General features: G+C 22.7%; 20 protein-coding genes. 18 read left to right on the top strand and 2 right to left on the bottom strand.

Going from position 1 to position 13,853, the window contains the following annotated elements:
• Positions 1-5: 5 nt before the first annotated feature.
• From AACK81_RS03990 to AACK81_RS03905, 18 genes are read left to right on the top strand one after another with little or no spacing between them, the layout of a single operon-like run.
• The gene (locus AACK81_RS03990) at positions 6-170 is read left to right on the top strand and encodes a hypothetical protein (RefSeq protein WP_338962895.1); all 165 of its coding nucleotides are present in this window, start codon (positions 6-8) and stop codon (positions 168-170) included.
• Entirely contained in the window at positions 170-520 is a 351-nt protein-coding gene (locus tag AACK81_RS03985; RefSeq protein WP_338962892.1) for a hypothetical protein, read from the top strand. Before AACK81_RS03990 ends, AACK81_RS03985 begins: the two co-directional genes overlap by 1 nt.
• A gap of 2 nt (positions 521-522) precedes the next feature.
• Positions 523-987, top strand: coding sequence for a hypothetical protein (locus AACK81_RS03980; protein ID WP_338962889.1), 465 nt, complete (start codon positions 523-525; stop codon positions 985-987).
• A 2-nt stretch (positions 988-989) separates the two neighbouring features.
• The gene (locus tag AACK81_RS03975) at positions 990-1,283 is read left to right on the top strand and encodes a hypothetical protein (protein WP_338962887.1); all 294 of its coding nucleotides are present in this window, start codon (positions 990-992) and stop codon (positions 1,281-1,283) included.
• Between the two features lie 3 nt (positions 1,284-1,286).
• Positions 1,287-1,448 (top strand): hypothetical protein, encoded by a 162-nt coding sequence (locus tag AACK81_RS03970; protein WP_338962885.1) that lies wholly within the window; start codon positions 1,287-1,289, stop codon positions 1,446-1,448.
• Positions 1,448-1,690: a hypothetical protein gene (locus AACK81_RS03965; RefSeq protein ID WP_338962882.1), complete on the top strand. Its 243-nt coding sequence runs from the start codon at positions 1,448-1,450 to the stop codon at positions 1,688-1,690. The genes AACK81_RS03970 and AACK81_RS03965 overlap by 1 nt, the downstream gene beginning before the upstream one ends.
• Positions 1,691-1,695: 5 nt before the next feature.
• Positions 1,696-1,893, top strand: coding sequence for a hypothetical protein (locus AACK81_RS03960; RefSeq protein WP_338962880.1), 198 nt, complete (start codon positions 1,696-1,698; stop codon positions 1,891-1,893).
• 3 nt (positions 1,894-1,896) lie between these two features.
• Positions 1,897-2,082 carry a hypothetical protein gene (locus AACK81_RS03955; RefSeq protein ID WP_338961813.1) on the top strand — a complete coding sequence of 62 codons (186 nt, stop codon included), beginning with the start codon at positions 1,897-1,899 and terminating at the stop codon, positions 2,080-2,082.
• Positions 2,082-2,906 (top strand): hypothetical protein, encoded by an 825-nt coding sequence (locus tag AACK81_RS03950; protein ID WP_338962877.1) that lies wholly within the window; start codon positions 2,082-2,084, stop codon positions 2,904-2,906. The genes AACK81_RS03955 and AACK81_RS03950 overlap by 1 nt, the downstream gene beginning before the upstream one ends.
• 16 nt (positions 2,907-2,922) lie before the next feature.
• Positions 2,923-3,081 carry a hypothetical protein gene (locus tag AACK81_RS03945; RefSeq protein WP_338962874.1) on the top strand — a complete coding sequence of 53 codons (159 nt, stop codon included), beginning with the start codon at positions 2,923-2,925 and terminating at the stop codon, positions 3,079-3,081.
• Positions 3,082-3,121: 40 nt separating this feature from the next.
• Positions 3,122-3,310 (top strand): hypothetical protein, encoded by a 189-nt coding sequence (locus tag AACK81_RS03940; RefSeq protein ID WP_174480113.1) that lies wholly within the window; start codon positions 3,122-3,124, stop codon positions 3,308-3,310.
• 16 nt (positions 3,311-3,326) lie between these two features.
• The gene (locus tag AACK81_RS03935; RefSeq protein WP_338962871.1) at positions 3,327-3,701 is read left to right on the top strand and encodes a hypothetical protein; all 375 of its coding nucleotides are present in this window, start codon (positions 3,327-3,329) and stop codon (positions 3,699-3,701) included.
• 18 nt (positions 3,702-3,719) lie between these two features.
• Positions 3,720-4,901, top strand: coding sequence for a hypothetical protein (locus AACK81_RS03930; protein WP_281748638.1), 1,182 nt, complete (start codon positions 3,720-3,722; stop codon positions 4,899-4,901).
• Between the two features lie 14 nt (positions 4,902-4,915).
• Positions 4,916-6,634, top strand: coding sequence for a hypothetical protein (locus AACK81_RS03925; RefSeq protein ID WP_338962866.1), 1,719 nt, complete (start codon positions 4,916-4,918; stop codon positions 6,632-6,634).
• Positions 6,635-6,637: 3 nt separating this feature from the next.
• Positions 6,638-8,335, top strand: coding sequence for a hypothetical protein (locus tag AACK81_RS03920; protein WP_338962863.1), 1,698 nt, complete (start codon positions 6,638-6,640; stop codon positions 8,333-8,335).
• A 4-nt stretch (positions 8,336-8,339) separates the two neighbouring features.
• Positions 8,340-8,462, top strand: coding sequence for a hypothetical protein (locus AACK81_RS03915; RefSeq protein WP_255495889.1), 123 nt, complete (start codon positions 8,340-8,342; stop codon positions 8,460-8,462).
• A gap of 18 nt (positions 8,463-8,480) precedes the next feature.
• The gene (locus tag AACK81_RS03910; RefSeq protein ID WP_338962860.1) at positions 8,481-9,713 is read left to right on the top strand and encodes a hypothetical protein; all 1,233 of its coding nucleotides are present in this window, start codon (positions 8,481-8,483) and stop codon (positions 9,711-9,713) included.
• Positions 9,664-11,691, top strand: coding sequence for a hypothetical protein (locus AACK81_RS03905; RefSeq protein ID WP_338962857.1), 2,028 nt, complete (start codon positions 9,664-9,666; stop codon positions 11,689-11,691). Before AACK81_RS03910 ends, AACK81_RS03905 begins: the two co-directional genes overlap by 50 nt.
• Here AACK81_RS03905 and AACK81_RS03900 read toward each other — a convergent pair whose 3' ends face one another.
• Complete coding sequence (locus AACK81_RS03900; protein ID WP_338962856.1) at positions 11,692-11,973, bottom strand: hypothetical protein; 282 nt, start codon at positions 11,971-11,973, stop codon at positions 11,692-11,694.
• Positions 11,974-12,123: 150 nt separating this feature from the next.
• Complete coding sequence (locus tag AACK81_RS03895; protein ID WP_338962854.1) at positions 12,124-13,830, bottom strand: hypothetical protein; 1,707 nt, start codon at positions 13,828-13,830, stop codon at positions 12,124-12,126.
• Positions 13,831-13,853 lie beyond the last annotated feature (23 nt).

The raw sequence follows: 13,853 nt of genomic DNA, 5'->3' as shown, positions 1-13,853 counted from the left end.
TCATAATGAAAAAGTATTTTTGTTGAACATGTAAACAACATAAATTAGATTATTTATTCTTTAATACTAATGATATAAAAACAAGAAAAAACTTTTTAAGAGACAAAAACGGTAAAGCAATTTGTTATGACTGTATCTTAAATGTTAAGTTAAGTAGGGGGTATAAATAATGAATAAAGAAAAACCATTTGCTGTTAAAGACCAAGAAATTATTAATGAATATAAGAAAAAACGTAGTAAAGAAATAACAGAAGAACATTTAAATAATATAGAAAAATTAAGAGAAGATTTTAAAAAAGAAATTATTAATAAATATAAAGAAAAATTAAAAAAAGATTTTAAAAAAGAAGTTATTAATGAATATAAGAAAAATTTAATTTGTTCATTAAATATATTTTTAGGTCATTATATAGAACAATACAAAAAAGAAAAAGAAACATTTTATCAAAATCAATTAAAAGGTTCAGTTGATATTATTGAATTATTAATTAATAAAATAAAATCCAAAGAATTTGATTAATAATGCAATATGACTTAATTATTGGAATTGACCCTGCTGGTATTGGTAATAATGGAATTGTTATATATTCAAATGAAACTAATAATATTATTTTTAATGAAACATTCAATACATTAACTGTTTTATGAACTAAAAATATTTATAAAGAAAAATTTCAATTAATTAAAGAAAAATTTATTGATAAAAAAATATTAGTTATTGTAGAAAATTTCTTTTTAAGTTCAAAACAATTATTAACTAATCCATTAGCAACCCCTAAAATTATTGGTGCATTAATGGTATTAGTACAAGATGTTATAAATTGAGATTATCTAGAAAGTGAACCAAAAAATAAAACTAAAATAGAAAATTATAAAGGAAATATAAAATTAACAAAACATGAACAAGATGCTTATAAACATATTCAATATTATTTAAAAAATCATAAAAAAATATTAATTTTTGATAATTATTTAAGGAAATTATAAAAATGAAAGATAAAACAAATTATGTCAAATTAACAGTAAAACTTAGTAACACTATTGAAGCAAAATATTACGAAAAAGGTAATAAAGAATTATATTATAGTGTTCGTGGTCAATGAAATGGATTAAACTATGTTACTTTAATTTTTAATAAACCAAAACTTTATAGACGCTGTATTTTATTAAACAAAAACGATGAAATTATAGTAACTGGTGAAATCTTTAATACTTTAAATATTCAAAAAAATCGTGCATTTTGTTCAATTAATGTTAAATGATTTAAAAAATGAAAAGAGTAAAAAATGATATTATGAGAAATTTTATTAATAGTACCAATATTAATAACCAGCATAACACTAATAATATTTTTATTATTTATTATTAAAGAATTAAAAAATGAATATAAAGTATTAAAAATATTAAGTGAAATTGCTAATCAAATTGAAAATAAGGAGAATAATTAATGATAATATTACCTACTTTGTTTGAAAATAAAGATGAAATTGAAATATTATCACCATTTCCCAAAGCAATTCATACAAGTAATGATATTAGAGCAATTATTTTAAGACAATATCCAAATGTTAAATCAAAACACATAATTGTTTCTGACCCAGAAAGTAATGTTGCATTAATAGTTGGTGATAATGATGTTTATCAAGGTTGAATTAAAGTAACAGTTAAAAAATTAGAAATTAAAGGATAATAACCATGACTAAGCGCGAATTTTTAATTAAATGAAATGTAGACGAAAAATTATTTTTTATTGATAATGTTGAATTTTGTACAAGTGAAACATGTGTAATGTTTAATTGAAATGATAATTATTTAATGATTGATTATCATTCAAAAGAGATGAAAAAATTTATAGAACTATTAAATGATTTAAAACAAATTAAAGGAGAATAAATTATGTTAGATGAAATTTTAAAAGTAATTTTTGATAGAACAGATAAACAAGAATTAATTTATATGATAGAAAGATTAATTCTTGTTACTAAAAATCCATCAGAAACAAAAAAATGACTTATTAAAGAATTTGATAAAAATCATTATGTTTTAGAAAAATTATTGAATATGAACGGAGAAGTTAAATAATGCCAAATGAAAATACACAATCAAATTATACTTTAACTAAATTAATTAGAACTGGAATAAGTCCAATTTGTGCAATGATTGGTACAAGTGCTTATTATGGTCAAGTAATTGCAAATCCAGTATTAGGTTCAATTAATAGTTTATTATTTGGTAAAAAATTAGGTTTAGATATTTGAAATTTAAATCAAAGACCAAATACTAAAACTAAATTAATTAATAGTTCTAAAAAAATAGCATTAGGATTAGGAACAATTGGATTAGCAAATTATAGTAAATGAACAAAGAATAATATTACTCCAATTATTCCAACAACACCAATGCCAATAACTACTACAACTACAACTGAGGGTCCTCCATGATTACTATTAAATAAACAAGAAAATCAGTCATTAATGGATTGAGATACATATATTAGTTTAAATGCTTATGGTATATCAAATCTTATTAGTGGATTAACTGAGTTAATACCTAATAAATTTGAAACAATAAGAAAGATTTGTAATATGGCAACTGGTGGATGTTTAATATCAAGTGGTGTTGCTATGGGTATTAATAATGATTTTAATAATGCTTATGCAGTACCTACCATAATTGCTGGTGCAAGTGAAATAATCCATAATTTACTACCTATGGAAACAACTAATCATATTCAAGAAATGCAAGAAACATCATTTAATAATGAAACTTCAAGATTAATTAATGATAATAGATTTTCAATTAATAGTGAAACAACCAGTCAATATGGTAGTGATAATATGAGCGAAGTACCATTAAATCATGATAATGCTTCACTAAATTGAGATTATAATCACATGAATTTATAAAGGAGGTGAATAATTTATGAATAAAGAAAAATTACTTGAATATTACAATGAAAAATTAAAACAACATGAAAAAGATTTAGAAGACATACGACTGAATGAACGTTTAATTGCAAATCTTTTAATAGATGCAAAATGTATGATTGAAAGAATTATTAAAGGTGAATTTGATGAATAATCAAAAATAAACAATAAATAATCGAAAGGAAAATATTGAGATGAAAGAATTTTTACATGAATTAATAATTATTGGAACAAGTGTTGGAACATTAATTTGCAGAGAAATTATTGTTTTATTAAAAAGATTTATCACAACTCCAAAACATGTTAGAGCAAATAACAAAATTATCAAACATCAAAAAAAATTAGCAAAATTAAATGAAAAGATTAATAAAGAAAATAAATAAAAAAGTGGTGATGTAAATGTTAGAAAATGAAAATAATGTTCAACAAACAACTGAACCTTTAACTGAAAATAATGCTCAACAAGAAATAGAAAATAAAGTTAATGAAGCAGAAAATAAGTTAAATAAACTTAATCAAGAAATTAAAGAAAAAGAAATAATTAATATATTTAAAAAATATCAAGTTAAAACTGAATTTTATGATTATTTAAAATTTACAACAAGTAATATAGAAAATTCAAAAATTGAAGAAACTATTAAAAAAATGATTAAAGAACAACCAGTATTTAAAGAAATAATTAATACAGGTGGTAAACAACAAACAATAATAACAAATCAACAAAATTCAATAAAAAGTACATTATTGGATTATAAAAAAAATAATAATTTATAACAGAAAGGAAATCAAAAAATGGCAATACAATTCAATAAAAATTTAGATAATACCGAAAAATTAGTAGAAGCACCAGAGTTTATAGAATTTTATAAACAATCAAATTCACCATGAGCAAGTTTTTTTCCTATCGAAATGGTTAATTCAACAAAAATTGAATTTATAGTTAAAAAACCAAAAAATTCAGAAATTAAAGTATTAAAATGAAATGATAAAAGCAAAGGATTAGATGTTAGTTATGCTGAAACTGTTAAAATTTTAAAAGAAATTAAAGAAGAAGCGGTTGCGGGTGAAATAATTGCTAATGTTGATTTAAATGCTGAAAATGGACAAAATTTATTAAATACAATGCAATATGAAGTTGCTAATGACTTAGCAGATTATTTAGCAAATAATGATACAAATGTAATTGCAAAATATGCAACTAAAATAGACATTACTGATAAAACACCATTAGGATATTTAAAATCAATGTTAGATGCTTGAAATACTTTATTTCAACTAAGAAATAGTAATAATTGTCGTTTTTTTATTACTAATAATCTTTATGATACTATTGTTTATTTAGCCAATAACAAAGGTCTAATTACTGATAATCAAATTGCTCAACAATTAAGATTAAATGGAAATGATTTATACATCAAAGGTGTACTATGTCAAATTGTAATGGATGATTATATGACATTTACTGATAATAATGAAACTAAAATTATGTCTTTTGTTTTAGCAACACCAAGAGCAATGAAAAGATATATGTTACAAAATACAGTTGTATATGTTCAAGATATTGCTGATGGTAAAGTTGGAAGAAGATATTTAGTTGGTGGAGAAGTAACTGGTGAATCAATACCCTATATAACAGATGAAGAAACAACTTCACGCTGAATGTTATGTGCAATTGTTAATAATGATAAAAATGATTTAAAAACTAAAATTACAAGTTTAACAACTGATATTACTGCAAATGTTAATAACAATAATAGTGAATTAAATACACAAATAAAAAGTACTAATGAACTTAAATCATTAAATCCTAATTTAACAAATCCAACTATTAAATATTTTAGTGATGCACAAGGAAAAACTAATGTAAGTAATCAAAAACAAAAAGCAGGTGACTTATATATAACCATTACTGCTAATGTTAATGACTTAAATTATAAAGGAACAACAAATCCAATTAAAATAACTCTTAAATAAAGGAAATTAATATTATGCCAATCGGTACAACTAGTACAGCAATACTTTTAAACATAAATAAACCAAAACATACTAGAACAAGTAACCAACAAGAAAATAAAAGTTTTTGATGAGAAATTTTAGAAATGATTGGTGTACAAGTTATAGCAGTAGCACTTGCTCCTTTTACTGGTGGATTAAGTGAAAGTGTAGCCCTTGGATTAGGTGCAAGTGATTTAATTGCTAGTATTAGTGCTGTTGGTGTAGAATTTTTAACTGATTTTACTATTAATCAAGTTTATGATTATTTAAAAGGAAATCTAACACCATTAAATACTTTTTTTAATATATTACCAGCATTTGCTGGACTTAATAAAATTAGTCGTGGTTATCGTACAACTAAATTTATTAAGTTAGCACAAAAAACTAAAACATTAGAACAAGTTGGTATTAAAGAAGCAAAAAACTTACAAGAAATTATTAGTCAAGTAAGTGGAAAAGAAATTTTAACAGATAAAATTATTGGTAATAAACGTTATTTAATGAATTATAGTTTTACTCCTAATCGTGAAACAGTATTACGAGATTTAGGATATGTTGCTGAAAGACAATATAAGAATAATTTTCAAAAACTAGAAACAGAAAAATTAATGGAACACTTATTATTACAAAATACATTAATAAAATTAAGTCCACAATTAACTCCTAAATTTAAAATTAAAGATATTGAAAAAGCAAATAACTTTTTAAAAAAATTTAATACTGATTTAAAAGAAGTATTAAAAATGAATCAACATGATTGATTAAATTTAGTTCATACAATACATACAGAAAATAGATATGGAAAAACTTTAATTTTAGATTTACAAAAAATTCGTGCTAATGCTATTAAATTTAATTTTAAAAATAATGTTATTCATCAACTTGTTTTAAAAGCAAATCAAACTTTTAAATATTTTGATATTAGATTTTATTTAAAAAAAGGTTTAAATAAATTTTGAAAAGATACACCATATTTTGAAAAAATACGAGAAAGTATATATAAATTACAAGAAAAATTTGAAAAGTTAGAAAAACAAGTATTTGAAAAAATTCAGAAATTAAAAGAAAAAGCAACTGATTTATTTACTAGTGCAGAAAAAAGAGCAATTAAACACGCACAATTAATTCCATTAAATTCACCAGTATTTATGGGTTGTAAAATTCAACCTTTGTCATTAGATAAATGTGCAATTACTATTTATCATCGCAATCCTAAATATAAACCAATTACAGTTGTTGATAGTATTCTTAAAGCAAAAACTTTTGTTACTCAAATACATCCATTCCATTGATATCGTTGATATAGTGGTTGATACATTGGTTATGGAGTTAATCAAAATAAATGATTAAAAGCAATAGCATTTGCTCCACCAGTGGTGCAACAAGTAATTAGAGATAGTTTTAAAGTATATAGAGAAATATTTAGAACTATTAGAACTTATCATAAAGTAGTAAATGTTATTAATAATCCTATTGAAAATATTAACAAATCATTTAAAAATGTTGGTTTAAAATTTAGTGTTAATACTTTATTTGGTACTGGATTATTACATCATTTAGAAAAGTTTGCATATAGTCAAGTTGTAACAAAAAGTAAGAAAAAAATAAAAAAAGGTAAAAATAAAATACAAAAAGAAATTGAACATATAACACATAAAAAAACAAAAAAACATACTCATCATTATAAACAAGCATTTTTTAAGGAATGATAAAATATGATTAATAAACTTTGAACTGGTGTCAGTCTTGAAAATTATAATAACTGATATCCATTAACTGGAAAAATTACAGAAACACCACAGCAATACATACAAACATGACCTAATGTTAATGATTGATTTAAAACTTTTGCTATTCGTGCTCAAAATGATATTAATGCTTATCTTGGTTTTATTTTATCGAAATTTCCTTTTGATAGTTTCAAAGATGAATTAATTAAAGAAACATTAAGAGATATGGTATATGTAACCACTGAACATTGAGTTTTCAATCGTACACCGATTGAATTTAATGTTGATGCTACTATTCAGTTTAATAATGGTAGTCAATTTAGTGCAAGTAGTATTCCAACAATTAATGTATGAGATTTAGCACCAAGTAGAATGAAAATATGGGCAAGACTAACAGAATTAAAACAAATATTATCAAATTATAATGATGATGAAATAGATGTTGAAAAAATTGATTTAAAAGCATTTTATACTAGAAATCAAGTTGATGAATTAATTGAACAACAAAAAGAATTTACATTATCAAAACAAATTAAATTATATGATGATTTAGTTGATGATAATGAAAATGAAATATATAGAGGTCCTGTTAGTAAATTTATTAATAAAGGTTATGTTGCAACAGATTATGATAAAGAAACTGAAACAATGATTTTAGATTGACCTGATGAAATTGGTACATTACCACCCGAAGCACTACAAAATAATCCACAAATTGGTGATTATACACATGCACCAACTTGTGATTTTTCTGCTAAACAACAGAAAAATATTACAGCCTTAACTAATAATAAACAAAATAAATTAATTACTGGCCATGGTATTAATCTTACAGAAGATAATGTAATATCTGTAAGTTCTTATTTGGTAACACCACAAGATTTTTTAAATAATCCACAATGAGAAGAACAAAAATCAATGATTTTAACAAGAAATACATATTATCAAATTTTTTGGTCACCTAATATGTCAAACAGTCAAGGACTTAAAGGAGTATTTTTCTTTTATGGTGCAGTACCAACAGCCCATAATGTAGCTATTGATTCAGCAGGTTATTACTCAAATTCTACTAATGAAATTAAAGCTCATTTAAGTGTCCAACCTGAAAATGATGAATTAATACTATCATATTTTGATGGTAATTCTTGAATAGTAACTAATCTAGATGGAAATAAACTAGGAACTAAAATATATAAGCCTAAGACAAATAATAAAATTTATAAAATTAAAAGTAATACATTAGATATTAATTCACCAAGTGTAATTAATATAGATAAACCTATAAAAATTAATTCAAAAAGTTTAGAAACTAATGAAATAGAAGAAAATAATTGAGATATTGAATTAAAAGATATTCCTCCAAAACCAAGTCCAAGTCGTTCAAATTGAAAAGAAGTAGGAACAAGAGAAAAAAGTAAAATAGGTAATTGACAAATTACTTATGATTTTCAAGAGAATAAACATTATAGAGTTTATTATTCTTGAAGTATATATAATCCAGTTTATAATATTTTAGAATTTTTTATAACTGATAAAAAAACGATTAGTGTACCAATGCACACTTATAATGATAGTACTAATATAATAATTTTATCTCTTAATCAATCTAAATTGATTACTATTTTTACTGTAAAAGGTTCAAGAAATGGTAATGTATGAAAATTAGAAGAATTGCAGGAATAATATTATGTTTTTTAAAATAATAAAAATTATTTTAGGTTTAATTGGAGTTTTATTATCTTCTGCAGTTGCTGGTTTAATTATATTTATTATAGTAAAAATTGTATTAAAAATTAATCAAATATTTTAAAGAAAGGTGGTGAATATTATGTTAGGTAGATTTTTAAGAAAAGATAAAAGTACTAATAATGAAGAAAAAACTAAATTAACTTTTTTAAAAGGTAAAAGTACACATGCTTCTATTTTAAGTTATTTTGGTTTTAATGATTTTAACCATGAAACTTATTTTACTGATTTTGTAGCAGAAAATAATGCTAATTTATATAATGCTCCATTAGAAATAAATAATGAAACTATTAAACAATATTTAATTCAACAAGAATTTTATAGAAAAAATTGAAATTCTATTTTTAAATTAAGTAAATTAGGAATTAGTGGTTATTTAATTTTTATTGCTAATGATGATTTATATTTTCAAGTCGTTGATATACAACAAAGAGTTTATGATATTACTGGTAAATTAATTCAATGTACTATTTTTTATGATAGTTATGAACAAAATGCACAAATGGTAAGATTATTTGAAATTTATACATTAAATAATGAACAAGTAACAATTAATCGTGCAATTTATAGTATTAGTGATAATAAAAAACAATTTCCATTAGATTTTAAATCATTCATTAATAATCCTAATTTAGCACAAGAACAAACACTAAATATTAACTATATACCAATAGCAATTATGAGAAATAAAGCAAATGAGCTAGCAGATTGTAATAAAGTAATGGATAAAATTAAAGCATTAGATGTTATTTATGAACAAATTGTTTTAGATACCATTTTAAATTCACCTAAATTTATATTTAGTCAAACTTATGGCAATGTTCAATCTTTAATAGAAGACGCAGTAAGAACTTTGGTTACTAAAAATTACATATTTAAAAGTGGTGGAGATAATAATGAACAAAATGAAAATATTAATATGACAAATAGTAATTTTAAAGGTAAAAATTTAACTGATATATACGATTGAAATGTTAATGAAATATTTAAACGTTGTGGTATTCATATACCAAGTCAAAAGAAATCAGCACAACAATCAGTTCCAGAAAGTACAGCTGTAAATATTTCAACTATTAATTATATTGAACAAAAATTATGACAATTTAATATTGATATTCTTAAATTTATTCAAATATTAGTACGTTTAGATAAAGACTTATTAAATAGTAAAACATTTAATATTAATGATGAACAAGAAATTAATAATTTAACAGTTAAGTTAAAATTATTTAATCCAGAAAATAACCAATTAATAGGAGAGAACAATGGAAAACAACAACAAACCACAAACGAAGTTTCCACAGAAACAAACTAAACTTAATCAAGCAGAAGTAGAAAATGATTATTTAATTGATAATATTCCTTATGACTTTACTAATATGATGCGCGCTACTAGTGACCCAGATATTAATAGAGCATATGATGAATTTAAAAAAAGAACCATATATATTTATGAAATTGAGCGTTTATTTAAAAATAATGAAAATAATAGTTTAAGATTTTCAGCAAATACTATTAAAATTGGTTTTATTGATATTGATAAAGTATTAAAAACTATTGCTGTTGAAACATCAGACTTTACTATGCAATTAAATCAAAGAGCAAGTACTAATATTAATGACAATACAATTGAATATAGTATGACTGATATTAAAAATTTAATATTTCAAGAAATAAATTTATTAAATCAATTTAAGTTATATGCTGTATCTATTAATGAACCATTAACTGAAAATAATATTGATAATTTATATATCATTAATAATTATTCACAACCTTATCAAAATCCAAAAACAAGAAGTACTAAAAGTATAACTATTATTAAAATTAAAGATTTTAAAACAAGAGATGGTTATCCAATCATTATTAAATTACAAAAACCATTAGATAAAGATACAAAAGTTATTGGTTTAAAAATTAAAGCCCCTAGAAGCATGATTTTTGGTAATATAAAGGTACTTGGTGAAATTGACAATATGGAAGTATACCCAAAGTTATTTGTTAAAGATAAGATAGCATTTCCGCTATTATCAATGCCTATTGAAACTCAGCCAAAAGTTAGAATATTACAACAATGATTTAGTGAACAAATATTACCTTGAAATTTAGCAAAAGAATTTATAGGCCAAGAAAAATCAGTTTTAGATTTGATTAAAATTAGTAGTGGAACTGAAACAAGAAGAGAAGTTATTAAAAACGCAAGAGTGACACATGCTTGATTAGGATATGAAATGGGTACTGTTTGAGATGGTAAGTGACCATTAAAAAAACAAAAAGAATTAAAAGATAAAGAAGTTTGAAATTTTGCTGGTGAAAGTCAATTTTATCAATATGTTGCAACCAATAATAGATTTGATGATATTGAAATTGAAATAAAAGATGCACCAACTAATGATAGTTTACAACAATTATTATTAGATATGCTAAGTTATACATATAATTATAATAGGAATTTTGATGGTGCAACATATGATGATAAAGGTGTTCCAGACAATGAAATTGCAAAGTTAAGAGCAAAATTTGAAGGACAAAAACCAGAAGAAGTAATAACTAATTTATTTAAACAATGAAAATTGGATTATCCAAATTATATAAATTTACCACAAGTTCATATTTTTAAGAAACTAGTAATTATGTTATCAAATAATATTTATTCAATTATGTCAATTAATAAAGGTTTAAATGATGATAATAAAATTTTGTTACCCTATTATTTTGAATTAAAATCGAGTCCAATAAAACCTACTGGTAAAGATATTTGAAGATTTAAAGATACCAAAGTTATATTAAAATCTGAGTATTTTGATTTTACAGATATGAATAACATTAAACTAAGAAATAATGATATTAGTCAAAATGAATTATTTAAATTAGACGATAATCAATTTAATTGATTATCTATAACCAATGAACTAGAAACTAATAATATACCTTCATTAATTCCATCAGATTTAACATTAGCAAATGGTGAATATGGAAAATATTTTACAAAATTAATCATTAGTAATAATAAAATTGAAAATGCTTTAAATTTATATGGTTCAAATAAATCTCAATTATTTTCTAAATTGGAATTTTATAAAGAAATATCACAAATTGATAATAATAGTGAATTTGAATTACAAATCGAAAATCCGATTAATAATCTAAATCGGATTGAAATTAGTGGAATATTTGGTGCTGAAAATTATGATTTTATTTTAATAACAGATAAACAAGAAATTGATTTAAAAAATATTAATTTATTCGATAAATATAATGAAAATATTTCTTATATTAACTTAGAAATTTAATTATTCAAAATAATTATTTGTGTAAGTACCATCTCATTTTATATCTTCATCATGATGCTTAATTTTTGAAAAATACAATCTAGTTTTATCAGGGCTATATCATTTATTTCATCAAATTGTAGTATCACCATATACTCTTTCACCATTTGGTTTTAAAAATGAATTTTCCATATTATGGGTAAGCACCCCCCCCATGATTAATCCAATTGTTCCAGTTGTAGCACCAGTTAATGCTAATACTAATGTTATTTTACTTAAATTTGTTTTTATTCATGTTTTCATATTAAATTACTCCTTTTTTCCTTGATTTTACTTATAAATTGTACTATTTTTGATTATTTTTACAAGTATGCTTTTAAATACAAAATAACGCCTAAATTAAAAGCGTTTATTTTGTGAGACCTATACTATTAATAATATTGAAATTATTTATTATATAGCAAATGTGAAGATACTTTTTTTCACAGTAGCATTATTTTTACCCCTAATTACATTTTTATATGGATATAGTGCATAAAATAATGCATCATATGGGTCTTGATACATATTTCTGTCAGGAATGTTAGTTTTTGTTTCATCATAACGTAATTCTTCTAAACATTGAGTAGTTTTTGGTAAATCATTTTTATTTGCATAAAAGTTTCCATAACTCATAATATTTCTCATTCAAACTACTCTATTAGTTAATCCGGCTTCTTGATTTAAATTTGAAGCATGTTTAATAGCAGTTTGTGTTATTAAAATTGTATTTTGTTCATCTATTAATTTTTGATTTAATCAATCCATGGCAGTTCGTGCTTTATCATCATAAAAATAAATTGCTTGTTCAAAATTTTCAAAATTATCCATTAATCCTAAAATTTCATTAACATAAGCATTAATTTTTTCATTTTCATTAATAAAATCATTTGGAGTAACTACTAATTCACAAATAATATAAGCATCATAATAACCAGTATTATTATATTCTTTAAAACCAACTACCATAAATACAGTATGGTCTTTTGGTCCCGTAGCTCAATCAATACCAACACTATAAAAATCAAATTTATACATTTCTTTTTCTTGATTATAAAATTGTTTTAAGTCATATGATTGTCAATATTTTACAGTTTTTTGAAATGGAAAAATTGTTGCATCACTATCTAAAAATTCAAAACCATAAAAAACAGTATTAAATTCATCAGGATTACTTTTTTTCATTTCTAATAATGTTCTTTTTTGAATATCTGGTAATTTATTTCAAAACGGTTGAATAGTAAATCTTAAAACAAATAAACCTAAACCACTAAACATATCTTGATTTTCATAATAAATTTTGCCAACTTTTTTAAGATTTTCCATCACTTTATCATTTAATGGTAAAAATGGCGTACAGTATTTTAAATAAAATGGATGGTATTTATCATAAGGATTACATGTAAAAGTAATAAAAAAACTTTTATAAAAATAGCGAGTAATCTTTTTTCCAAAATTAGGACTATATATATTTTTATCAATAAACGTTCAACTTCATTCTTTAATAGGTTCTTTTGATACTTTAATACGATTACTTCTAAACATAGAGTTTTGTAAACGTTCATATCGATATGTTAATTGTTTTTCTGTTAGTGTTTCTTTTTCTTCTGCCATAATAATTTCATCTGTTCTTGAACCTAAAAAACTTGACCCACCTGCTTCTTTTCCAAAAATTTTATTACCATTAGCATAACCAATAAAGTCAATTTGTTGATTATTAGGAAAAATAATACATCCACCATCCTTAGTTATTTTTCATTTAATACCATGTGGATTATTAGGTAATAAATTAATATTATATTTATCTAATAAAACTTGACAAACATTCATTAAAGCACCAATTGTAGTTTCACTATGAGTATTTTCATATCTTCTTACTTCTTGAACACTACTATCACTAAAATTACAACATATAAATAAATCAAATGCTAAACAATTTCAAGTTTTTCTTGTTCCCCGTGCAGTTGGAATAAAACGATAAAAACAATTAGTAGTAAAATATTCTGCTCATTCATCACCAACAAATTGTTTAAAAATATCTCAACTAAAACCATAATTATTATCACTAAAATTAAGATTATATTTTTTATTTAATTGTGCATAACTAGTGATAAAAGCCATATTTACTCCTTATTAACATATAT

The sequence above is a fragment of the Spiroplasma endosymbiont of Lasioglossum villosulum genome (genome assembly GCF_964020195.1).
GTDB lineage: Bacteria > Bacillota_I > Bacilli_A > Mycoplasmatales > VBWQ01 > Spiroplasma_E > Spiroplasma_E ixodetis_A.
Note: the sequence above shows the minus strand (reverse complement) of the source record. Positions and strands in the feature narration are given on the sequence as shown.